The organism is Stenotrophomonas sp. Steno-C18, from assembly GCF_056393195.1.
The window spans coordinates 352,922-374,514 of record NZ_JBWJOX010000001.1; the positions used below are offsets into that span (position 1 = coordinate 352,922).

General features: G+C 66.8%; 22 protein-coding genes and 4 tRNA genes. 13 read left to right on the plus strand and 13 right to left on the minus strand.

All coding sequences use genetic code 11. The features are described from left to right. Nucleotides 1-285 precede the first annotated feature (285 nt). Together AC06FE_RS01645 and ispG are read right to left on the minus strand one after the other, a co-directional pair. Nucleotides 286-975: a phosphatase PAP2 family protein gene (locus AC06FE_RS01645; RefSeq protein WP_192288100.1), complete on the minus strand. Its 690-nt coding sequence runs from the start codon at nt 973-975 to the stop codon at nt 286-288. Further along, complete coding sequence (gene ispG / locus AC06FE_RS01650; protein WP_446540354.1) at nt 956-2,221, minus strand: flavodoxin-dependent (E)-4-hydroxy-3-methylbut-2-enyl-diphosphate synthase; 1,266 nt, start codon at nt 2,219-2,221, stop codon at nt 956-958. Before ispG ends, AC06FE_RS01645 begins: the two co-directional genes overlap by 20 nt. Nucleotides 2,222-2,306: 85 nt before the next feature. Between ispG and AC06FE_RS01655 the strand changes: the two genes are divergently transcribed. Both AC06FE_RS01655 and AC06FE_RS01660 read left to right on the plus strand, forming a co-directional pair. Continuing rightward, complete coding sequence (locus tag AC06FE_RS01655; RefSeq protein WP_478072068.1) at nt 2,307-3,533, plus strand: ATP-binding protein; 1,227 nt, start codon at nt 2,307-2,309, stop codon at nt 3,531-3,533. After that, the gene (locus AC06FE_RS01660) at nt 3,530-4,096 is read left to right on the plus strand and encodes a response regulator transcription factor (protein WP_478072069.1); all 567 of its coding nucleotides are present in this window, start codon (nt 3,530-3,532) and stop codon (nt 4,094-4,096) included. Before AC06FE_RS01655 ends, AC06FE_RS01660 begins: the two co-directional genes overlap by 4 nt. Before the next feature lie 157 nt (nt 4,097-4,253). Here AC06FE_RS01660 and pgi read toward each other — a convergent pair whose 3' ends face one another. From pgi to pcnB, 6 genes are all read right to left on the minus strand, one after another. Then, entirely contained in the window at nt 4,254-5,765 is a 1,512-nt protein-coding gene (pgi, locus tag AC06FE_RS01665) for a glucose-6-phosphate isomerase (protein ID WP_478072070.1), read from the minus strand. Beyond that, nucleotides 5,762-6,142 (minus strand): aspartate 1-decarboxylase, encoded by a 381-nt coding sequence (panD, locus tag AC06FE_RS01670; RefSeq protein WP_192288096.1) that lies wholly within the window; start codon nt 6,140-6,142, stop codon nt 5,762-5,764. Before panD ends, pgi begins: the two co-directional genes overlap by 4 nt. Nucleotides 6,143-6,322: 180 nt before the next feature. Next, nucleotides 6,323-7,165: a pantoate--beta-alanine ligase gene (panC, locus tag AC06FE_RS01675; protein WP_478072071.1), complete on the minus strand. Its 843-nt coding sequence runs from the start codon at nt 7,163-7,165 to the stop codon at nt 6,323-6,325. After that, nucleotides 7,162-7,977: a 3-methyl-2-oxobutanoate hydroxymethyltransferase gene (gene panB / locus AC06FE_RS01680; protein ID WP_478072073.1), complete on the minus strand. Its 816-nt coding sequence runs from the start codon at nt 7,975-7,977 to the stop codon at nt 7,162-7,164. The genes panC and panB overlap by 4 nt, the downstream gene beginning before the upstream one ends. Nucleotides 7,978-8,008: 31 nt before the next feature. Then, nucleotides 8,009-8,497, minus strand: a complete 489-nt coding sequence (gene folK, locus AC06FE_RS01685; RefSeq protein WP_132862798.1) for a 2-amino-4-hydroxy-6-hydroxymethyldihydropteridine diphosphokinase — start codon at nt 8,495-8,497, stop codon at nt 8,009-8,011. A gap of 6 nt (nt 8,498-8,503) precedes the next feature. Beyond that, complete coding sequence (gene pcnB, locus AC06FE_RS01690) at nt 8,504-9,886, minus strand: polynucleotide adenylyltransferase PcnB (RefSeq protein WP_425603743.1); 1,383 nt, start codon at nt 9,884-9,886, stop codon at nt 8,504-8,506. A 41-nt stretch (nt 9,887-9,927) separates the two neighbouring features. On the opposite strand from pcnB, the gene AC06FE_RS01695 reads away from it, so the two are divergent. Next, nucleotides 9,928-10,002: transfer RNA gene (locus tag AC06FE_RS01695), tRNA-Glu, on the plus strand. 157 nt (nt 10,003-10,159) lie between these two features. After that, a complete protein-coding gene (gene fdxA / locus AC06FE_RS01700; protein ID WP_132862797.1) occupies nt 10,160-10,483 on the plus strand; it encodes a ferredoxin FdxA in 324 nt (107 codons plus the stop codon). 71 nt (nt 10,484-10,554) lie between these two features. Here fdxA and AC06FE_RS01705 read toward each other — a convergent pair whose 3' ends face one another. Together AC06FE_RS01705 and dapA are read right to left on the minus strand one after the other, a co-directional pair. Next, a complete protein-coding gene (locus AC06FE_RS01705) occupies nt 10,555-11,061 on the minus strand; it encodes a hypothetical protein (RefSeq protein ID WP_446540350.1) in 507 nt (168 codons plus the stop codon). A gap of 31 nt (nt 11,062-11,092) precedes the next feature. Continuing rightward, the gene (gene dapA, locus AC06FE_RS01710; protein WP_478072074.1) at nt 11,093-11,986 is read right to left on the minus strand and encodes a 4-hydroxy-tetrahydrodipicolinate synthase; all 894 of its coding nucleotides are present in this window, start codon (nt 11,984-11,986) and stop codon (nt 11,093-11,095) included. A gap of 160 nt (nt 11,987-12,146) precedes the next feature. Here dapA and AC06FE_RS01715 point away from each other — a divergent pair, with 160 nt between their 5' ends. From AC06FE_RS01715 to AC06FE_RS01755, 9 genes are all read left to right on the plus strand, one after another. Beyond that, entirely contained in the window at nt 12,147-12,707 is a 561-nt protein-coding gene (locus tag AC06FE_RS01715) for a glycine cleavage system transcriptional repressor (RefSeq protein ID WP_132862794.1), read from the plus strand. Between the two features lie 77 nt (nt 12,708-12,784). Continuing rightward, a complete protein-coding gene (locus tag AC06FE_RS01720; protein WP_192288092.1) occupies nt 12,785-13,264 on the plus strand; it encodes a peroxiredoxin in 480 nt (159 codons plus the stop codon). Between the two features lie 82 nt (nt 13,265-13,346). After that, the gene (locus AC06FE_RS01725; protein ID WP_132862792.1) at nt 13,347-14,747 is read left to right on the plus strand and encodes a PhoH family protein; all 1,401 of its coding nucleotides are present in this window, start codon (nt 13,347-13,349) and stop codon (nt 14,745-14,747) included. A gap of 5 nt (nt 14,748-14,752) precedes the next feature. After that, nucleotides 14,753-15,244: a hypothetical protein gene (locus tag AC06FE_RS01730; protein WP_132866051.1), complete on the plus strand. Its 492-nt coding sequence runs from the start codon at nt 14,753-14,755 to the stop codon at nt 15,242-15,244. A gap of 11 nt (nt 15,245-15,255) precedes the next feature. Beyond that, a complete protein-coding gene (locus AC06FE_RS01735; RefSeq protein ID WP_478072075.1) occupies nt 15,256-15,927 on the plus strand; it encodes a YoaK family protein in 672 nt (223 codons plus the stop codon). A gap of 34 nt (nt 15,928-15,961) precedes the next feature. Next, on the plus strand, nt 15,962-16,771 hold the full coding sequence (gene thiD / locus AC06FE_RS01740; RefSeq protein WP_313251290.1) for a bifunctional hydroxymethylpyrimidine kinase/phosphomethylpyrimidine kinase: 810 nt from the start codon (nt 15,962-15,964) through the stop codon (nt 16,769-16,771). Continuing rightward, the gene (locus tag AC06FE_RS01745; RefSeq protein ID WP_478072076.1) at nt 16,768-17,610 is read left to right on the plus strand and encodes an alpha/beta hydrolase family protein; all 843 of its coding nucleotides are present in this window, start codon (nt 16,768-16,770) and stop codon (nt 17,608-17,610) included. The genes thiD and AC06FE_RS01745 overlap by 4 nt, the downstream gene beginning before the upstream one ends. Before the next feature lie 62 nt (nt 17,611-17,672). After that, nucleotides 17,673-17,749 (plus strand) — tRNA-Arg (locus tag AC06FE_RS01750). Between the two features lie 50 nt (nt 17,750-17,799). Beyond that, nucleotides 17,800-17,876, plus strand: a tRNA-Arg gene (locus AC06FE_RS01755). A 502-nt stretch (nt 17,877-18,378) separates the two neighbouring features. Here AC06FE_RS01755 and AC06FE_RS01760 read toward each other — a convergent pair. The 3 genes from AC06FE_RS01760 to alaS form a co-directional block, all read right to left on the minus strand. Next, a tRNA-Ser gene (locus AC06FE_RS01760) sits at nt 18,379-18,471 on the minus strand. 72 nt (nt 18,472-18,543) lie between these two features. Then, nucleotides 18,544-18,747: a carbon storage regulator CsrA gene (gene csrA / locus AC06FE_RS01765; RefSeq protein WP_132862742.1), complete on the minus strand. Its 204-nt coding sequence runs from the start codon at nt 18,745-18,747 to the stop codon at nt 18,544-18,546. Nucleotides 18,748-18,887: 140 nt separating this feature from the next. Then, on the minus strand, nt 18,888-21,539 hold the full coding sequence (alaS, locus tag AC06FE_RS01770) for an alanine--tRNA ligase (RefSeq protein WP_478072077.1): 2,652 nt from the start codon (nt 21,537-21,539) through the stop codon (nt 18,888-18,890). Between the last annotated feature and the right edge of the window lie 54 nt (nt 21,540-21,593).

The following is a 21,593-nucleotide window of genomic DNA, read 5'->3' on the forward strand; positions in this document are numbered from 1 at the left end:
TTGCCCGCCGGGGGCACACGAGGCGACGGTCCCCACCGCCACCCAAGACCAAGGCCTTGCGTATTATCGACCAGAACCCGTCAGAACACTCTGCAACCGGGTCAGCGCTTCGCTGACCGGATCACGCGGCGCATGACCTGCATCCCGTGCCGTCACGACGCTGAAACACTGCAACGACGCCGTTGGAGCTACTATCGCGTGATGCGCGGAGCTGATCCATCAGCCCTTTTCCCCCGCGCATTTAAGACTTTTCTTAGTAAAAATCGCTGACAATCTGACAGCGGATCATGGTGCCGGAAGCGACCAGCGGCGCCGGAACATCACCGTGTGGACGCCGATCACCCAGACCAGCGCGGCACACCAGCCTCCCAGGATATCGGAGGGATAGTGCACGCCCAGGTACACCCGTGACAGGCTGACCAGCCCCGCGAAGGTGATGGCGGCCAGCAGCACCGGCCAACGCCAGCGGGTGTGCCAGGTCAGCAGCACCGCCGTGACGGCCAGGGTCATCGAGCCCATGGCGTGCCCGCTGGGAAAGCTGAACGTGCTCTCCGGGGCGATCGATTCCCACAGGCTCGGGCGTTCACGCTGGAACAGCTGCTTGCTGCCCAGGTTCAGCAGCGCCGATCCCACGAACGCGGTGGCCGCGAATGCTGCCTTGCGCCAGCGCCGGCGCAGCAGCAACACCGCCACGATCAGCACATCCAGCGGGATGACGCCCCATTCGTAGCCCAGCTTGGACAGCACCACGAAGAACGTGTTGAGCCCGGGCGTGGCCAGCCCATGCAGGTGCAACAACAGCGCATCGTCGAAATGGAAGGCTTCGGCCTCATGGATGTCGTCGGCGAGGGTGACGAACCCCGCCAACGGCAACAGCACGCCGACGAACAGCAGCACCAGCCGCCACGCATTGTGGGCCAGCCAGCGCCGTACACCGGCGGCTTCGCTCCGGGACTCAGCCGAAGCTTCGCGCATACCGGGTCTCGACGTAGTCGTCGATCAGCGCGACGAATTCCTGGGCGATGTTCTCACCACGCAGGGTCACCTTCTTCTCGCCATCGACGAACACCGGCGCGGCTGGTGTCTCGCCGGTGCCCGGCAACGAGATGCCGATGTTGGCGTGGCGCGACTCACCCGGCCCGTTGACGATGCACCCCATCACCGCCAGGGTCATGTTCTCCGCCCCGGGGTGGCTGACGCGCCACACCGGCATCTTCTCCCGCACATGGTTCTGCACCACCTTGGCCAGCTCCTGGAAGAACTCGGAGGTGGTGCGACCACAGCCCGGGCAGGCGGTGACCATCGGCGTGAACGCACGTTGGCCGGTGGTCTGCAGCAGTTCCTGGGCGACGATGACTTCCTGCGTGCGCGCCTGGCCCGGTTCCGGGGTCAGCGAGATGCGGATGGTATCGCCAATGCCTTCCTGCAGCAGCACCGCCAGCGCCGCCGACGAGGCGACGATGCCCTTGCTGCCGATGCCCGCCTCGGTCAGGCCCAGGTGCAGGGCGAAATCGGAGCGGTTGGCCAGGTCGCGGTAGACCGCGATCAGTTCCTGCACGCCACTGACCTTGGCCGAGAGCACGATGCGATCGCGCGGCAGGCCCAGCTCCACGGCGGTCTGCGCCGAATCCAGCGCCGAGCGGATCAACGCCTCGCGCAGCACGCGGCCGGCATCCCAGGGCTGCTCGCGCTGGCTGTTCTCGTCCATCAACTTCGCGGCCAGCGCCTGGTCCAGCGAACCCCAGTTGGCGCCGATGCGCACCGGCTTGTCGTACTTGATCGCGAACTCGATCAGCTGCGCGAACTGGGTGTCCTTCTTCTTGCCGAAGCCGACATTGCCCGGGTTGATGCGGTACTTGGCCAGCGCCTCAGCACAGGCCGGTTCATTGGTCAGCAGTTGGTGGCCGTTGTAATGGAAGTCGCCGATCAGCGGCACCTCGATGCCCATCATCCGCAGCTTCTCGACGATGCGCGGGATGGCGGCGGCCGATTCGGGGTTGTTGACGGTCAGCCGCACCATCTCCGAGCCGGCGCGCCACAGGTCGGCGACCTGCTTGACGCTGGCCGCCACGTCGGCGGTATCGGTGTTGGTCATCGACTGGACGACCACGGGATTGCCACCGCCCACCTTCACACCGCCGATGGTCACGGCCTGGGTGATGCGGCGGGGCCACGCGGTGGCGTCGGTGGGCGGGGTTGGGCGAGTGACGGCGTCGTACATGGGCGGCATTTTAGCGCGCCGGCCGCCTCGCGGGCATGAACCCTCCATTGCACGGCAACCGGCCCGACAGCATACGATGGCGTCCATGGAATCCCAGGACACCTCCTTCCTTCGTACCCTGTGCAGCCTGCGCTGGCTGGCCTGCGCGGGCCAGGCCGCCACCATCCTCGTCGCCACCTGGCTGCTGGGCCTGGAACTGCCGCAACAGCAGCTGTGGGCGGGCGTGTTCGTGCTGGCCCTGTTCAACCTGTACGTCCAGCTGCGCGTGCACGACTCCAACCCGGCCCCGGTCACCGCCTTCGGCCATATCCTGGTCGACGTGACGGTGCTGACCTGGATGGTGGGCTGGAGCGGCGGCATCGCCAACCCGTTCGGTTCGCTGTTCCTGATCCTGATCGCGCTGGCCGCGCTGGCCCTGCCCCTGCGCTGGACCCACGCGGTGGCGGCCGCCTGCGTCGGCGGCTATTCGCTGAGCGCGGTGTTCGGCCTGCCGCTGCAGGGTGGCTACTTCAACTCGATGGACCTGCACCTGTGGGGGGCGGCGGCCAACTTCCTGCTCTCCAGCGTGGTGGTGCTGGTGTTCTCCACCCGGCTGGCCGCCGCGCTGCGCGAGCGCGAGAACCAGCTCGCGTTGCTGCGCGAGCGCTTCGTCCGCAACGAGGGCATCGTCGCGCTGGCCACGCATGCGGCCTCGGTCGCGCATGAATTGAACACGCCGCTGGCGACGATGACCCTGCTGGTCGATGACATCGCCGAACAGGGAAACGACAACCTGGAAATGCGCGAGGACCTGGAGACCCTGCGCGGCCTGCTGGTGCAATGCCGCGAGCGCGTCCTGGCGTTGGCCGCCCCGGCCGAAGGCGCGCGCAGCCGCGCCGACGTCTCCATCGGCCATGTCCTCGAACAATGGCGGCTGGTGCGCCCGACCATCCAGCTGCGCCGCAATGCCAATGCCCCGCTCGAGCTGAAGCTGGACCCAGGCGTGGGCCACCTGCTGCAGGTGCTGCTCAACAATGCCGCCGATGCCGGCGAGCGCAGTGGACGGGCGCAGGTGGACCTGGACATCCGCGTACGTGACGGCCAGCTCTACGGTGAAGTGCGCGATTACGGCCCCGGCTTCAACGCCAACGATGCGGCGTTGCCGGGCACACTGTTCAACAGCGGAAAAACCGATGGCATGGGCGTGGGATTGGCCCTGTCCCATGCCACCATGGAGCGCCTGCATGGCGAGTTGTGGATGCGTCCGGCCGAAGGCCAGGGAGCACGCGTCGGCTTCCGCCTGCCGTTGAACACCACCGAGGTAAATGCATGACTGCTCCCGCTTCCCACGGCCTGCTGGTCGATGATGACCCGCTGTACCTGCGCACCCTGCAACGCACGCTGGCGCGGCGCGACATCCAGACCGTGACCGCCACCGACACCGTCAGCGCGCTGCAGCTGGCCACCCAGACGCCACCGGCGTTCGCCCTGGTCGACCTGAAGCTGGGCACCGAATCCGGCTTGAACCTGATCCAGCCGCTGCGCGAACTGCGCCAGGACATGCGCATCCTGCTGGTGACCGGCTATGCCTCGATCGCCACCGCAGTGGAAGCGATCAAGCTCGGTGCCGATGACTACCTGCCCAAGCCGGCGACCGTGCAGATGATCCTGCGTGCGCTGGGCGAGGACGACGAGGGCGGCGAAGAACCGGACGACGTCGAGCCGCCGGATTCGATGACCCCGATCAGCCGCCTGCAGTGGGAACACATCCAGCAGGCCCTGCATGAAACAGGCGGCAACGTCTCGGCCGCCGCACGCCTGCTCGGCATGCACCGTCGCTCGCTGCAGCGCAAACTGACCAAGCGCCCAAGCCCGGAACGCGACCCGAACCGATAGGCCCGGCAGCAGCGACTTCAGCCGCGAAGCAAGCGTCGCTGGCGAGCCCCCAAAGCCCCTCCCCGGCCCTCCCCTTCGCTGCGCGAAAGGGAGGGGGCGAAAACAAAAACGCCGTGCATCGCTGCACGGCGTTTTTGCATCAAGCTGCGCGCAACAATCAGCGCAGCAGCGCCAACGCCTCGCGCGTCACCGGATCGGCGATCTCCACCGCCTGCCCCTGCAACGCCGGCAGCAACTGGTTGGCCAACTGCTTGCCCAGCTCCACGCCGAACTGGTCGAACGCATTGATGCCCCAGACCAGCGACTGCACGTACACCGCATGTTCGTACATCGCGATCAGCGCACCCAGCGACTGCGGGGTCAGCGAATCCAGCAGGATCAAGGTGCTCGGACGGCCGCCCGGGTACTGCCGGTGCGGGTCTTCGCTGTCCTGGCCGTTGGCCAATGCCTCGGTCTGCGCCAGCAGGTTGGCCAACAGCGCCTGGTGGTTGACCATGTACGGATCATCATTGCGCACGCAACCGATGAAGTCGGCCGGCACGATGCTGGTGCCCTGGTGCAGGGCCTGGAAGAAGCTGTGCTGCACGTCGGTGCCGGCACCGCCCCACCACACCGGCACGGTGTCCACGTCGACCGGGCTGCCGTCGAGCTTGACCCGCTTGCCCAGGCTTTCCATCACCAGCTGCTGCAGGTAGGCCGGCAGCAGCGCCAGGCGCTGGTCGTAGGTCATCACCGCGTGCGTGGCGTAGCCGAGCACGTTGCGGTTCCAGATGTCGGTCAAGGCATGCAGCACCGGCAGGTTGCGGTCCAGCGGCGCACTGGCGGCGTGGGCATCCATTTCCGCCGCACCGGCCAGCAACTGGCCGAAGCGCTCGAAGCCGATGGCCAGCGCGATCGGGAAGCCGACCGCCGACCACAGCGAATAGCGCCCCCCCACCCAATCCCACATCGGCAGCACGCGCTCGGCGGCGATCTCGAACGCCTTGGCCGCGCGCTCCGGATTGGCGCTGACCGCGTACAGGCGCGCACTGCCACCCAGCCAGTCACGCAGGATCGCGCCGTTGAGCAGCGTCTCCTGGGTACCGAAGGTCTTGGAGATCAGGATGCCGGCAGTGGTCGCCGGGTCCAGTGTGGCCAGCGTGCGCTGCATCGCCGCGCCATCGACGTTGGAAACGAAATGCACGCGGAAGCGCGCGCCGCTGGCCGGACGCAGCGCATCGGCCACCAATCGCGGCCCCAGGTCCGAACCGCCAATGCCGACGCTGACGATGTCGGTGACATTGCTCGTTTCCAGTTGCTGGATCAGCCCACCCATGCGCTGCTGCACCGCCGCTGCCTCGGCGTTGGCCGCAACCGCGACCGGCGCCTGGCTGGCGTTGCCGCGCAGGGCGCTGTGCAGCACCGCGCGGTCCTCGGTGATGTTGATCCGCTCACCGCCGAACAGGCGCTGGAAGCCGCCGGTGACATCGCGCGCGGCGGCCAGCTCCAGCAACGCCTGCAGGGCGGCGGCGTCGTACTTCTGCCGTGCGAAGTTCACATACAACGGACCGACCTTGAGCGCCAGGCGTTTCACCCGGTCCGGCTCGGCGGCCAGCAGCGTGGGGATACCCGTGCCCTGCAAGCGCTGGGCGTGGGTGCGCAATACGTCGAATCCGTTGTACGTGGTCATGCGGCCTGTGTAGGGATGCTGTCGTTGGTGTGGGAAATGCGGTTGTCGCCGTCGACGTAGACCAGCTTCGGCTTGAAGCGGCTGGCTTCTTCCTCGCTCATGCTGGCGAAGGCGGCGATGATGATGATGTCGCCCACCTGCACGTGGCGCGCGGCGCCGCCGTTGAGCGAGATGATGCCGCTGCCGGCTTCGGCACGCAGGGCGTAGGTGGTGAAGCGCGCACCGTTGGTCACGTCCCAGATGTGCACCTGTTCGAACTCGCGGATGCCGGTGGCCTGGAGCAGGTTGTCATCGATGGCGATGGAGCCTTCGTAGTTCAGCTCCGAGTGCGTGACGGTGGCGCGGTGGATCTTGGTCTTGAGCAGGGAAAGTTGCATGGCAATGCCGAAAACTGCGTGTGAAAGCGCGCAGTCTAGCACCCGCATGGCGGCTTGCCCGCACTGCAACAAGCGTATTCCCGGGGACGGGGCCCGAAGACGCCGATGGCGCCACGAGGGCGCCATCGGCAGTCAGGAACAGGCATCGGCGGGACAGGCGAAGTCCCCTTGCTGCCCCATTCAGAACTCGACGTTGTCGATCAGGCGGGTGCTGCCCAGCTTGGCGGCCACCAGCGCCACGCGGGCACCGTCATGACTGTTCCCCGGCTCGCCCAGATCCGGCAGCCGCACCACCGCGTAGTCCACCTGGAAACCAGCCGCTTCCAGCTGTGCGGCGCCCTCGGCCTCGACCTGCTCGCGCGTGGCTCCCCCCAGGTAGGCCTCACGCATGGCCAGCAGCACGCGCCGGATCACCGTCGCCTGCGGACGGATCTCCGCGGTCAGGTACTGGTTGCGCGAACTCATCGCCAGGCCATCGCCTTCACGGACGATCTCGCCGCCGAGGATCTCGATCGGGAATGCCAGGTCGGTCACCATCTGACGGATCACCGCCAGCTGCTGGTAGTCCTTGCGGCCAAAAGCGGCCACGTCGGGCTGCACCTGGTTGAACAGGCGGCTCACCACCGTGCAGACCCCGTCGAAGTGACCGGGGCGGAAAGCCCCTTCCAGCAGGGCGCTCACGCCCGGCACATGGACATTGGCAGCCAGACCCACGCCAAACGGGTACATCGATTCGACCGTCGGCAGCCACAACACGTCACAACCGGCCTGCTCAAGGCCGGTTGTATCAGCCTCCGGGGTACGCGGGTAACGGGTGAAATCCTCGTTCGGACCGAACTGGGTCGGGTTGACGAAGACGCTGGAGACGATCCGGTCAGCGTGCTGGCGCGCCAGCTTGACCAGCGAGTAATGGCCGGCATGCAGGTTGCCCATGGTCGGCACGAAGCCCACGCGCAGCCCATCGCGCTTCCAGCCGGCAACGATGGCACGCAGCCGGGCAAGGTCGGTAACGGTCTCGATCATGATGCGTACGCATGCTCCGCGTCGGGGAAGGTACCGGCGCGCACGGCGTCGGCGTAGGCCTGTACGGCACCGGCGACCGAGCCGCCTTCGGCCAGGAAGTCCTTGACGAACTTGGGCCGGCGATGGCCGCTGTCCAGGCCGAGGAAGTCGTGCAGCACCAGCACCTGGCCATCGCAGTCCGGCCCGGCACCAATGCCGATGGTCGGCGCGCTGACCGCGGCGGTGACGCGCGCGGCGACCGGGCTGGGCACGCATTCGAGCACCAGCAGGCTGGCGCCGGCGGCGACCACGGCCTTGGCGTCATCGACCAGTTGCTGGGCGGCATCACCTCGGCCCTGCACGCGGTAGCCACCCAGGCGCAGCACCGACTGCGGGGTCAGGCCCAGGTGCGAGCACACCGGAATTTCACGCTCGACCAGGTGGCCGATGATGTCCAGCTTGAAGCCGGCACCTTCGATCTTGACCATCTCCGCGCCGGCCTGCAGCAGCTGCAGCGAGGCCTCCAGCGCGCGCTCGGGGGTCGCATCCGCACCGAACGGCAGGTCGGCCACCAGCAGCGCACGCTGCAGCACGCGCGACACCGCGCGGGTGTGGTAGACCATGTCGGCCACGGTCACCGGCAAGGTGGAATCGTGCCCCTGCACGACCATACCCAGCGAATCACCGATCAGGATCAGGTCCACGCCGTTGGCATCGAAGGCGCGGGCGAAGCCGGCGTCGTAGGCGGTCAACATCACCAGCTTCTGGCCGTTGCGCTTGGCGTCGGCCAGGGCCGGGACGGTCCAGGGTTTGCTGTCTGCGTGTGTGCTCATATGGGGGTAACGCTTGGTGATAAGCCGAGCATTATCCCCCTATCGGCGCGATGTCGCAGGTTTTGATGACAGCAAGTGTGTCCCGCACCGTTCCATGGCCCGGGATAAGCGCCAGCGGTGCCACGTCGGCCAGCGGCAGCAGGGCGAAGGCACGCTCGTGCAGGTAGGGATGGGGCACTTTGAGTTGCGGCAGATCGATGACCTGCTCGCCATAGAGCAGCAGGTCCAGGTCCAGCGTCCGCGGCCCCCACTGCTCGCCCGGGTTGCGGACCCGCCCGAAGGCCTGTTCGGTGGAGAGCAGCTCGGCCAGCAACTCTGGCGCTGGCAGGCTGGTCTCCACCGCGGCGGCGGCATTGATGAAGTCCGGCTGGTCCTGCTTGCCCCAGGCCGGGGTGCGGTACAGGCGCGAGGCCGCCAGCAGCCGCGTCTGCGGCAGCCGGCCCAGCGCCTGGATCGCGGCGCGCACCGTGCCGGGCGCGTCGCCGAGATTGGCGCCGAGCCCGATGCAGGCCATCACCATCGTGGCTTACTCGCCCGATACCGCGCCGCCGGGGCGACGGCGGCGACGGCGGCGGCGACGCGGCGCCTCGCCGTCCTGCTCGGCATCGACCTCGGCGTGGATCGACTCCAGGCTCGATTCCAGCTCGCGGCCGTTCTGCTGCTGGGCTTCCTGCCAGAACGCGATGTCCTGCTCATGCTCCGGCGAGGCCACCTGGCGCAACACCAGGAAGTCGAACGCCGCCCGGAAGCGCGGATGGGTCAGGGTGCGGAACACGCGCTTGCGCTGGCGCGAGGCGAAACGCGACTGCAGCAGCCAGATCTCCTGCATCGGCAGCGAGAAGCGGCGCGGCAGGGCGATCGTGCTCAACTGGTGCAGGGTCACCCGGTCGGCGGCGCGACGCTGCGCCTCTTCCGGGGCCAGGCCCTGCTTCTGCAGGCCGATCAGGGTCCGGCAGAACGCCGGCCACAGCAGCAGCGCGAACAGGAAGGCCGGCGAGACCGGCTCGTCGTTGGCCACCCGCTCGTCGGTGCTGCGCAGGCCGGCGATGACCATCCGGCGCAACGCACCGGTACGGTTGCTCTTCAGCGCGGCGGCGCTCTCCGGGAACAGCACCTGCAGCAGGCCGTAGCGCTCCAGCCCCTCGAAGCTGGCCACGCCGTGGCCGGCCAGGAACAGCTTGAGCACTTCCTCGAACAGTCGTGCCGGCGCGGCCTCATTCAATAGCGTGGCCAGGCGCGGGATCGGCTCGGCGGTCGGCCCGTCGATCTCGAAGCCCAGCTTGGCGGCCAGCCGCACTGCGCGCAGCATGCGCACCGGGTCCTCTCGGTAGCGCTGCTCGGGGTCGCCGATCAGGCGCATGCGCCGGGCCATCACGTCCTCGAAGCCGCCGACGTAGTCGCGGACCGAGAAATCCTCGATGGCGTAATAAAGCGCGTTGCAGGTGAAGTCACGGCGGACCGCATCGTCCTCGATGCTGCCGTACACGTTGTCGCGCACCAGCATGCCGTTCTCGACCTCGCGGTCGCCGCTGCCGTCATCGCTGTTGGCACGGAAAGTGGCCACTTCGATGATCTCGCGGCCGAACACGACATGGGCCAAGCGGAACCGCCGCCCGATCAGCCGGCAGTTGCGGAACAACTGCTTGACCTGCTCGGGGGTGGCGTCGGTGGCCACGTCGAAGTCCTTGGGCCGCCCGTCCACCAGCAGGTCGCGCACGGCGCCACCTACCAGGTAGGCACCAAAGCCGGACTCGCGCAGGCGGTACAGCACCCGCAGCGCATTGGGGCTGATGTCCTTGCGCGAAATGGTGTGCTGGTCGCGCGGGATGACATGCAGCGTGAATGGTGTTGTAACTGGGGAATTGATGGTGGCGCTTCCAATTGGGTTTACGGGATTGCCGAACGGCAACCAGGTGCATATACTAGCGCGCTCGCCAGACGCGACCAAACGCTCCCTTCGTCTAGTGGTTAGGACGTGGCCCTCTCAAGGCTAAAACAGGGGTTCGAGTCCCCTAGGGAGCGCCAACTCCGTCTGCGATACATCAAGAGCCCCGCCCTGCGGGGTTTTTTGTTTTGCGGCCCAGCCCCCTGCCAGGCCCCGCGACCTGCCGCGAACGAACATCCCCCCGCCCTGCCACGGCATCCTGCACTAGAATTGCCGGGCTCAAAGCCGGACCCCGCCATGCCTTTCGTCGTTACCGAAAACTGCATCAAGTGCAAACACACCGATTGCGTTGAAGTCTGCCCGGTGGATTGCTTCCATGAAGGCCCGAACTTCCTGGTCATCGACCCGGATGAATGCATCGACTGCACCCTGTGCGAGCCGGAATGCCCGGTCAACGCCATCTTCCCGGAAGACGACGTACCGGCCGGCCAGGAGGTCTTCGTCGGCCTCAACGCCGAGCTCGCCAAGGAGTGGCCGGTCCTGACCGTGCGCAAGGACCCGCCGGCCGACGCGGCCGACTGGGACGGCAAGCCGGACAAGCTGAAGCTGCTCGAGCGCTGATCGCGCCACAGCTCCCCCTATGAAAACGGGCGCCCTGGGCGCCCGTTTTCGTTGCTGGCGGCGGCCCGGCCTCAGCCGGCCAGCTTGGCCTTGAGCGCGGCGATCAGCTTGACCGCGGCCGCGTCCGTCGCCGGCATGCCGCGCGGATCCACCGCTGACACGTAGGCACCGGCATCCACGGCCACCACGCGCACCAGGAAGTTGCTGCCTTCGTAGCCGACATCATAGGAGCCCAGCAGCTGCGCACGGCTGGCGATGGTCACCCCTTCGATGCCGCCGAGGGCGTCACCCACCTTGCCGAACACCTCGTCGCGGCTGCCGGCGGCGGTGAAGCCGCTCTGCGAGGAGGCCACGGTCGCCTGCGAAGCGGCCACCGGCTTGTTGGCCGAGGCCAGCGCCGGGATGGCCGCGGCACCGGAGGTGTTGGGCAGGTTCAGATCCGGCGGGACTTCCAGCGGGCGGGCTTCCGGCGCCAGGGCGTAATCGCCGCGCGCACCGCGGTGGCAGCCGGTGGCGGCAATGGTCGCAACGGCCAGCAACGCCAGCGAAAGCACGCGAACAGTAGAGGTTTGACGCATGGGTGAATCTCCGAGGTTCAGGCCGCTGCGATCAGCGGCTGGATAGTTCTTCCAGCGCACCCACGTCGGCGGCCAGATGGTCGGCAGCAGCGTGATGCGGCGCGGAAAGCGGGAGCAGCGGCAGGCGCAGCCCGTGACCGATGCCAATGCGCTGCAGCAGCGCCTTGACCGGGATCGGGTTGGACTCGACGCCACAGAAATCGTGGTACGGCTGCAGGCGGGCATCCCAGGACTCGGCCGCCTCGTGCCGGCCGGCACGGGCCAGGTCGCACAGGGTCCGGTAAGCGCCCGGCAGGACATTGGAGCCGACCGAGACCAGGCCATCGGCACCGGCCAGGATCGAGCGCGCGGCGGTGCCGTCATCGCCACTGAGCAGGGCGAACGTGTCGCTGCGCAGCTCCAGCAGCGCCTTCAGGCGCGCCATGTCGCCCACCGCTTCCTTGATGCCGACGATGTTCGGGTGCGTGGCCAGCTGGGCCACCGTCTCCGGCAGCAGGTCGCAGCCGGTGCGGCCCGGCACGTTGTACAGCACCACCGGCAGCCCGCCCTGCTCGGCCACCGCCAGGTAGTGCTGGCGCAGCCCTTCCTGGGTCGGCCGCACGTACGGCGGGGTGACCACCAGCGCGTGGGTCGCGCCATTGGCGGCGGCACGCCGGGTCAGCGCGATGGTTTTCGCGGTACCGGACAGGCCGGTGCCGGCCATCACCGGAATTTTGCCGCCGAAGGCCGACACCGCGCTGCGCAGCAGGCTGTCGTACTCCTCGTCGGACAACGTGGCGGCCTCGCCGGTGGAACCGGCGACGACCACGCCCTGCACGCCGGCCTGGAGCTGTAATGCAAGCAGCCGCTGCCAGGCGTCAGGATCCAATGCGCCGTCTTCCCTGAACGGGGTGGCCAGCGCGGTGATGAGACCAGTAATGGACAAGGAATCGTCGCTCTTCGTGGGGGTAAAGAAGCCCGCCAGACGGCGGGTTCGTGACCAAAAGCATGTTACTTGCCGGTCGAAAGCAGGGGCAAGTATGCTGGACGCCAGTGAACGGGCCGCCAGCGGCGCCGTTCAGACTCTCCAGCATTCCGGAACCACCTTGACCGACACCACGCCGCGGCCGCTGCCGACTGAAAACCACCTCCTGATCAACGCCTACACGACGCATCCGGAGTCCCCCCTGCTGTCCGTCACCCGTCGCATCGCCGACAGCGGCTGCAACCTGGTCGACGCCCGCCTCTCCACCGTCGGCCGTGATGTCTCGGTCACCACCCTGGCCACCGGCTCATGGGATGCCGTGGCCAAGCTGGAAGCCATGCTGTCGCGCCTGGAGCGCGAGGAAGGCCTGAAGCTGGTGTGGTACCGCACCGCCGCCAAGCAGGTGCAGTCCAACCTGCTGCCGTACATCGTCGAAGTGATCGCCGCCGACAAGCCGGGCATCCTGTTCCAGCTGGCCGACTTCTTCGACCGCCAGGGCATCACCATCGAGAACCTGCAGAGCACGCGCTACCAGGCCATGCAGACCGGTGCGGAGATGTTCTCCGCGCAGATCACCATCGGCGTGCCTTCCAACATGCACATCGCGGCATTGCGTGACGACTTCCTCGAATTCTGCGACCACCTCAACCTGGACGCGATCATGGACCCGATGAAGTTCTGACATTCGCGCGCCCGTCACAGGCGCGCGGCGTTTCATGTGATTGCAATCGAATTACCCCAGGCTCCGGAAAGGATCCAATGAACATCGGCGACACCCTGGACCGCACGACCCTCGACCTCCCGCTGGCCCTGTCCGGCGGCGCCACCACCACCCTCGCCGAACAGGCCGGCCACTGGCTGGTGCTGTACTTCTACCCGAAGGACAGCACCCCGGGCTGCACCACCGAGGGACTGGACTTCAACGCCCTGCTGCCCAGGTTCAAGCGTGCCGGCGCGCAGGTGTTCGGCGTCTCCCGCGACTCGGTCAAGTCGCACGACAACTTCTGCGGCAAGCAGGGATTCAAGTTCCCGCTGATCAGCGACGCCGACGAGGCCCTGTGCACCGCCTTCGACGTGATCAAGCTCAAGAACATGTACGGCAAGCAGGTGCGCGGCATCGAGCGCAGCACCTTCCTGATCTCGCCCGACGGCACGCTCGTGCAGGAATGGCGCAAGGTCAAGGTTGCCGGCCATGCCGACGCCGTACTGGACGCCCTGAAGGCCGCCCAAGCCAAGTGACCCACCTCCCGTACCAACCCACGCCACCGCCCTGCCCCGCAGGCGCGGTGGCGTGACCCTGTCCCGCCACCAGGAATCGACGATGACCCGAGGCAAGCGCATCTACGTACTGGATACCAACGTGCTGATGCACGATCCGACCGCGCTGTTCAAATTCGAGGAACACGATGTCTACCTGCCCATGCAGGTGATCGAGGAGCTGGACAACGGCAAGAAGGGCACCACCGAAGCGAGTCGCAACGCCCGCCAGGTGAGCCGCTTCCTCAACGAGCTGATCGAGGCGGCCGGCATCAACAGCGTCAACGAGGGCGTGCCGCTGCAACGTCCGCAGGGCCTGCAGCTGCGCGGCGCGCAGAGTGCCGGCCGCCTGTATTTCCAGACCAGCCATTTCGACGCTGGCAAGAGCTTTGGCAAGGTCATCCCGGACAACGCCATCCTCGGCGCGATCCTGGCGCTGAAGGAGCAGCACCCGGAAACACCGGTGGTGTTCATTTCCAAGGACATCAACCTGCGCATCAAGGCGGCCATCGCCGGCATCGACTCGGAGGACTACGAGAACGACCGCGCGCTGGACGACTTCAGCCTGCTCTACACCGGCGCCAACGCGCTGCCGGAAGACTTCTGGAAGAAGCACACCGACGACCTGCGCAGCTGGAGCGACAAGGGCCGCACCAGCTACGAGATCCGCGCCACCGACGACGAGGACTGGCATCCCAACCAGTACGTCTACCTGCCCGGTGACGACGAGGTGGAACTGAAGGTCGCCAAGGTCGAGGGCGATGGCCGCGTCGTGCTCAGCCTGGTGGATGATTTCCGCCATGGCTCGCATTCGGTCTGGGGCATCACCGCGCGCAACCGCGAGCAGAACTTCGCGCTCAACGCACTGATGGACCCGGAGATCGACTTCGTCACCCTGCTCGGCACCGCCGGCACCGGCAAGACCCTGCTGGCGCTGGCTGCCGGCCTGGCCCAGACCATGGATACCCAGCGCTACCGCGAGATCATCATGACCCGCGCCACGGTCAGCGTCGGCGAGGACATCGGCTTCCTGCCCGGCACCGAGGAAGAGAAGATGACACCGTGGATGGGCGCGCTCACCGACAACTTGGAAGTACTCACCCACAACCAGGAGGGCGGCGCCTGGGGCCGCGCGGCCACCAACGACCTGCTCGCCAGCCGCATCAAGATCCGCTCGCTGAACTTCATGCGCGGGCGCACCTTCCTGTCGCGCTACCTGATCCTGGACGAGGCGCAGAACCTCACCCCCAAGCAGATGAAGACGCTGATCACCCGCGCCGGCCCGGGCACCAAGATCGTCTGCCTGGGCAACGTGGAGCAGATCGACACGCCGTACCTGACCGAAACCACCTCCGGCCTCACCTACGCGGTGGACCGTTTCAAGAATTGGCCGCACAGTGCGCACATCACGTTGCGCCGGGGCGAGCGTTCGCGCCTGGCCGATTACGCCTCGGAGGTCCTGTGAAACACCTGCATGTCCTGCTGTCGGCCGGCGCGATCCTCGCGCTGGCCGCCTGCACCCCGTCCAACGTCAAGCCCGGCGCCCTCGTGCCGACCGCGATCAAGGCCGGGCAATCCTGGGTGGTCACGCGCCCGGTCGTCGCCGCGCAGGTGCTGGACACCTGCTCGCGCGACAGCCCGGCCCGCCATGCCGGCGCGGTAACCGGCTACTGGGCCCCCAGCCGCAGCGATGTCGATGCGCTGGAAAGCCACCTGCCGCAGCTGTCCGCCTCGGTGCCGGATGCCGCGCAGTCCAACCGCCAGTACGTCGGTTTCGAATCCGAAGGCAGGCGCCTGATCTACGTCAACGCCTTCCCGCTGCCGGACCACAGCGAGATCAACCCCGCGCGTGAAGCCATCCGCGTCTGCGATGGCGGTCGCCAGTTCTGGGGCGCGGTCTATGACCCGCAGGCCGGCAGCTTCTCCGACGTGCAGTTCAACGGCCCGCCCGCGACGCCCTGAGTGCGAGGGACGTGGGAATACGCCTGCCCACCTGGGTCTGGATTGGTGCCGTCGCACTGTCGTGCGTTGCCGGCATGGTCAACGTGGTCGGCTTTCTCGGCTTCGAGCACCAGGCCGTCAGCCACCTGACCGGCAGCACCAGCCAGCTGGGCATGGCACTGGCCCAGCGCGACTGGCGCAGCGTCGGCCACCTCTGGGGCCTGCTGATCGCCTTCTCGCTGGGCGCCATGCTCAGCGGGCTGCTCATCCAGGACAGCACCCTGCAACTGGGGCGCCGCTACGGCGCGGCCCTTGCGCTGGAATCAATGCTGCTGTTGCTGGCCATTCCCCTGTTCAAGCAACACCAGGTGTGGGGCGCAATGTCCGCGGCCATGGCCTGCGGCCTGCAGAACGCGCTGGCCACCACCTTCAGTGGCGCGGTGGTGCGCACCACCCACCTCAGCGGCATGTTCACCGACCTGGGCATCGGCCTCGGGCATCTGCTGCGCGGCCTGCCACTGCAATTGCGACGACTGACCCTCAGCGGCCTGATCATCAGCGGCTTCCTCGCCGGCGGCGTGATCGGCGCCTGGCTGTTCGTGCGCTGGCAGTACGACGCGCTGCTGGTCCCGGCCCTGCTGACCGGCCTGACCGGCCTGGGCTACGTGCTGTATCGCCAATGGGCGCTGTTCCGGCATCACTGAGGCAGGCATCGCGCAAACACTGCACAATCGGCGCATGACTCCTTCCACGCCCGTTTCCGCCCTGACCATCGCCGGCTCCGACAGCGGCGGCGGCGCCGGCATCCAGGCCGACCTCAAGGCCTTTGCCGCCCATCGCGTGCACGGGCTGTCGGCCATCGCCGCGCTGACCGCGCAGAACACCCGCGGCGTCACCGCCGTGCATGTTCCGCCGCTGGGCTTCCTGCGCGCGCAGATCGACGCCTGCTTCGACGACTTCGACATCCATGCCGTCAAGCTGGGCATGCTGGCCAATGCCGAGGTGATCCATCTCGTCGCCGATGTACTTGAGCAACGCCGTCCCGCCCACGTGGTGCTGGACCCGGTGATGGTCGCCACCAGCGGCGCCAAGCTGCTCGAAGACAGCGCCCTGCAGGCCATGCGCGAACGCTTGGTACCGCTGGCTACGCTGCTCACCCCCAACACACCCGAGGCCGAGTTGCTGCTCGGCCGACGCATCACCCATGCCGGTGACGCCGAGGATGCCGCCGCCGCATTGATCCAGCTCGGGGCCGGCGCCGTCCTGCTCAAGGGCGGCCACCTGCACGAAGGCAGCCGCGTCATCGACCGCTATTTCGACGGTGTCAGCAGCGAGGAGTTCAGCCACGCACGACTGCCGGTGGACGCGCATGGCACCGGCTGCACGCTTGCCTCGGCCATCGCCGCCCAGTTGTGCCGCGGCCTGAGCGCGGCCAACGCCTGCGAAGCGGCGATCGACTACGTCGCACGCGGCCTGCGCGGCGGCTACCTGCCCGGCCGCAGCGAGGTCATGGTGCTGGATCACTTTGGCGCGGCACCTTCCGCATGATCGGGCAGGCCCGCTTGGACGTCACCACGACCGATGGGCACCGCTTCGAACTGCTGGCGCAGTTGCCTGACCGTCCCATTGCCAGCCTGCTGTGGCTGCCCGCCCTGGGCGTCGCCGCCCGCCACTACCTTCCCTTCGCCGAAGCATTGGCGGCACGCAACATCGCTGTGTTCCTGCATGAGTGGCGTGGCAACGGCAGCAGCAGCCTGCGCCCCGGCCGCCACCAGGACTGGGGCTACCGCGAGCTGCTGCAGCACGACCTGCCCGCCGCCCAAGCCGCGCTGCACGCTGCGCTGCCGGGCCTGCCGATGCGCCTGGGCGGGCACAGCCTCGGCGGACAGCTCGGCAGCTGTTACGCCGGCCAACGGACCGACGAACTGGATGCGCTCTACCTGGTCGCCAGCGGCACGCCATGGTGGCGCAGCTTTCCCCCGCCCCGTGGCTACCTGCTGCCCTTGGCCTATCGCTTCCTGCCCTGGCTCGCCGATCGCAATGGCACCCTGCCCGGACGTCGCGTGGGTTTCGGCGGCACCGAGGCCCGCGGCCTGATCCGCGATTGGGCCCGCGTCGGCCTCAGCAACCACTACGCCGCCGCAGGACTGGATGCTGACCTGGAGGCAGGGCTGCGCCGCATCCAGGCGCCGGTCGCGGCCGTTGTGTTCGATGCGGACTGGCTGGCACCGGCCAGCTCCATGCGCGCCCTGTTGGCGAAGATGCCGGCTGCTCCAAGCACGCTGCAATTACTCTCTTCGGCCCAGCTCAACGCCCGTGCAGATCACTTCCACTGGATGAAATCTCCGCAGGCCGTCGCCTCGGCATTGCTTCATCACGATGATTAAGAAAATTTCACAAAGGCGTTGACGCAGCCGCAGCATATCCGCATAATCTCGCTCCTGACGACGCGCCCGTAGCTCAGTTGGATAGAGTACCTGGCTACGAACCAGGCGGTCGGGAGTTCGAATCTCTCCGGGCGCACCACGTCAGAAAGCAGAATTCAATTCTGCATGCTTCAAAACCTAATGAAATATGCGCCCGTAGCTCAGTTGGATAGAGTACCTGGCTACGAACCAGGCGGTCGGGAGTTCGAATCTCTCCGGGCGCACCATTTCAATAAAAAACAGCAGGCGCAGCCTGCTTTTTTTATGCCCGTCGTCCGGGCAGCCCTACCTACCCCCCTCCCTCGCACGCGCTCGCGCCGCCGCAAGGCAGCCGCGCGCACCCGGCACGAAACAGCCCTCAGACGCGCGCGATCACAGCGCCACGCGCAACATACAGCTCCGCCGCCACCCCAGGCCGCCTGCATCACCCAGGCAGGCGTGCACACACTGACGCGCACCAAGCAAGGCAACAGGACAGCGCACCACTCGCCACCACGGCACCCTGCCGCTTCGTGTTTCGCCGTGCGCATCACGCATGCAGATCCCGCCTGAGAACGCTCTCAAGGACATGCCCGAAACAACGCACGCAATTCACCACGACATCAACTCAACCCACCCTCAGCACTGATGACAACGAAGCCGGCAGGCTTCGAACATACGCGCATGCATCGCACCCCGAGGCAATATCACGGGCAATAAAAAAGCCCCTGAAAAGGGGCTTTCTTAGACTGGCGGAGTGAGAGGGATTCGAACCCTCGATAGAGCTTTTGACCCTATACTCCCTTAGCAGGGGAGCCCCTTCGGCCTCTCGGGCATCACTCCGTTTTTCTTGCCCGCTGCGTATTCCGTAGCGGGGCGCGAAGAATAACGTTAAACGAGGTGAAAGGTAAACCCTTATTCGGAAGTTTCTTCACTTCCCGATGCACCCGCATCATCGCCACGCTGGATGCGCTGGAAAATCTCCTCGCGATGCACTGCCACATCCTTCGGCGCGGTGATACCGATACGTACCTGGTTGCCCTTGACACCGAGCACGGTCACGCTGACCGAGTCGCCAATCATCAGGGTTTCGCCTACACGGCGAGTCAGGATCAACATTTTTGCGAATCTCCATGGAACCGGGGGGCTTCCCGCCGGCATTGGCGCGCTTTGAAGCGATGCGCCCCACGACAAAGGGAAAAGACTCCCAATGTTAACGGCAGGGCGCAAAGACCTTCAAGGCGGATTTCTGTTCATGTTCAGGTCAAATGCGGCTTTATCCACGCCAGCACACCGTCAAGGGCCGACACGAGCTTCGGACCATCCTCACCGCCACCCTGGGCCATGTCTGGACGGCCGCCGCCCTTGCCTCCAATCTGACCGGCGACATGGGAGAGCAGTTCCCCGGCCTTGACCTTGCCCAGTGCGGCGCCGTTCACACCGGCGACCAGCGCCGCCTTGCCGTCCTGCACGCCCGCCAGCAGGATCACCGCATCGCCCAGCTGCTGCTTGAGGCGGTCCATGGCGTCGCGCAGGGCCTTGGCGTCAAAGCCTTCCAGGCGGGCGGCAAGCACCTTCACGCCGCCAACCTCGATGGCCGAGGCGCCCAGGTCCTCGGTCGCACCGGAGGCCACCTTGGCCTTGAGTGCTTCCAGCTCGCGCTCAAGCTTCTTCTGGCGCTCGCCCAGCTGGCGGATCTTCTCCACCACGTCCCCTGCACTGCCGCCCAGCAACTGGGCCGCATCATGCAGGCGCTGCTCCTCGTCGGCCACGTAGTCCAGCGCGCCCTGCCCGGTCACCGCCTCGATGCGGCGCACGCCCGAGGACACACCGCCTTCGGAGGTGATCTTGAACAGGCCGATGTCACCGGTGCGCGACACGTGCGTGCCGCCGCACAGTTCGGTCGAGTACTCGCCCATCTTCAGGACACGCACGTGCTCGCCGTACTTCTCGCCGAACAGCGCCATCGCACCGAAATCCAACGCTTCCTGCATGCCCATGTTGTGCACTTCGGCCGCATTGTTGGCACGCACCTGCTCGTTGACCTTGCGCTCAATGACAGCCAGCTCTTCAGCCGTGATCGGCTGGAAGTGCGAGAAGTCGAAGCGCAGGCGATCCGGTGCCACCAACGAACCCTTCTGCTGCACATGGGTGCCCAGCACTTCGCGCAGGGCCGCGTGCAACAGGTGGGTAGCGGAGTGATTGAGGATGGTGGCGCCACGACGCTGGGCATCCACCTGCCCGGCCAGCACGTCGCCGATCTTCAGGGCACCCTGCTTCAACGTACCGACATGGCCGTGGAACTGGCCCGCGAACTTCTGCGTGTCGCCGACGGCGATCTGCAAGCCGTTGCCCACCAGCGTACCGGTATCACCGACCTGGCCACCGGACTCGGCGTAGAACGGGGTCTGGTCAGTCAGCACGATGACCTCATCACCGGCCTGGACGCTCTCCACCGGACGGCCATCCTTGAGCAGCGCGACCACGGTCAGGCCATCAGCCTGCAGGCGATCGTAGCCCAGGAACACGGTCGGCTTCAGCGTAGCGACCAGTTCGGCGGACAGCGTCACGCCACCACCGAACTTGCCGGCTTCGCGGCCCTTGCGGCGCTGGTCTTCCATTGCGGCGTCGAAGCCGTCGGTGTCCACCGTCAGGTCACGCTCGCGCGCGATGTCCTGGGTGAGGTCAAGCGGGAAGCCGTAAGTGTCGTACAGGCGGAACGCATCCACGCCCGGGATCACGCCATCGCTCACCTTGGCGGCGACGTCGTCGAAGATCTTCATGCCGGCGTCGAGGGTTTCGGCAAAGCGCTCTTCCTCGGCCTGCAGGGCACGCACGACCGTATCGGCCTGCGCCGGCAGCTCCGGATAGGCCTCGCCCATCTGCTCGACCAGGGTCGGCACCAGCTTGCTGAAGAACGGCTGGCGCACGCCCAGCATCCATCCATGGCGCAATGCGCGGCGGATGATGCGGCGCAGGACGTAACCACGGCCTTCGTTCGACGGCAGCACGCCATCAACGATCAGGAACGAACAGGCGCGGATGTGATCGGCGATCACGCGCAACGACTTGTTCTCCAGGTCGGCCGTGCCGGTCAGCTCGGCGGCCTTGCGGATCAGCGCCTGGAACAGGTCGATTTCATAGTTGGTATGCACATGCTGCAGGATCGCCGCCAGGCGCTCCAGGCCCATGCCGGTATCCACGCACGGCGCCGGCAGTGGCTGCAGCGAGCCGTCAGGTTGGCGGTCGAACTGCATGAACACCAGGTTCCAGATCTCGATGAAGCGATCACCATCCTCGTCCGGCGAGCCCGGGGGACCACCGGCGATATGCGCACCGTGGTCGTAGAAGATCTCGGTGCAGGGGCCACACGGGCCAGTGTCGGCCATCTGCCAGAAATTGTCCGACGCGTACGGTGCACCCTTGTTGTCGCCGATGCGCACGATGCGCTCTTCCGGGATGCCCACCATGTCACGCCACAGCGCATGGGCTTCGTCGTCGGTGTGATAGACGGTGACCAGCAGGCGCTCGGCCGGCAGTTTCCAGACCTGGGTCAGCAGCTCCCACGCCCAGGCGATGGCTTCCTTCTTGAAGTAGTCACCGAAGGACCAGTTGCCCAGCATCTCAAAGAACGTGTGGTGACGAGCGGTGTAGCCCACCGAGTCGAGGTCGTTGTGCTTGCCACCGGCACGCAGGCAGCGCTGGACGTCGGCCGCGCGCACGTAGCTGCGCTTTTCCGCCCCCAGGAACACGTCCTTGAACTGCACCATGCCGGAGTTGGTGAACAGCAGGGTCGGGTCATTGCCCGGAACCAGCGGCGCCGACGGCACGATGGTGTGGCCCTTGCTCTTGAAGAATTCGAGGAAATCGCTGCGGATCTGGGAGGTAGTGAATTTGACAGGTGTATTCATGGGGACTGGCAATAAGCTGGCAGACGGGTCCCGACCACCCTGGCGGGCACGGGA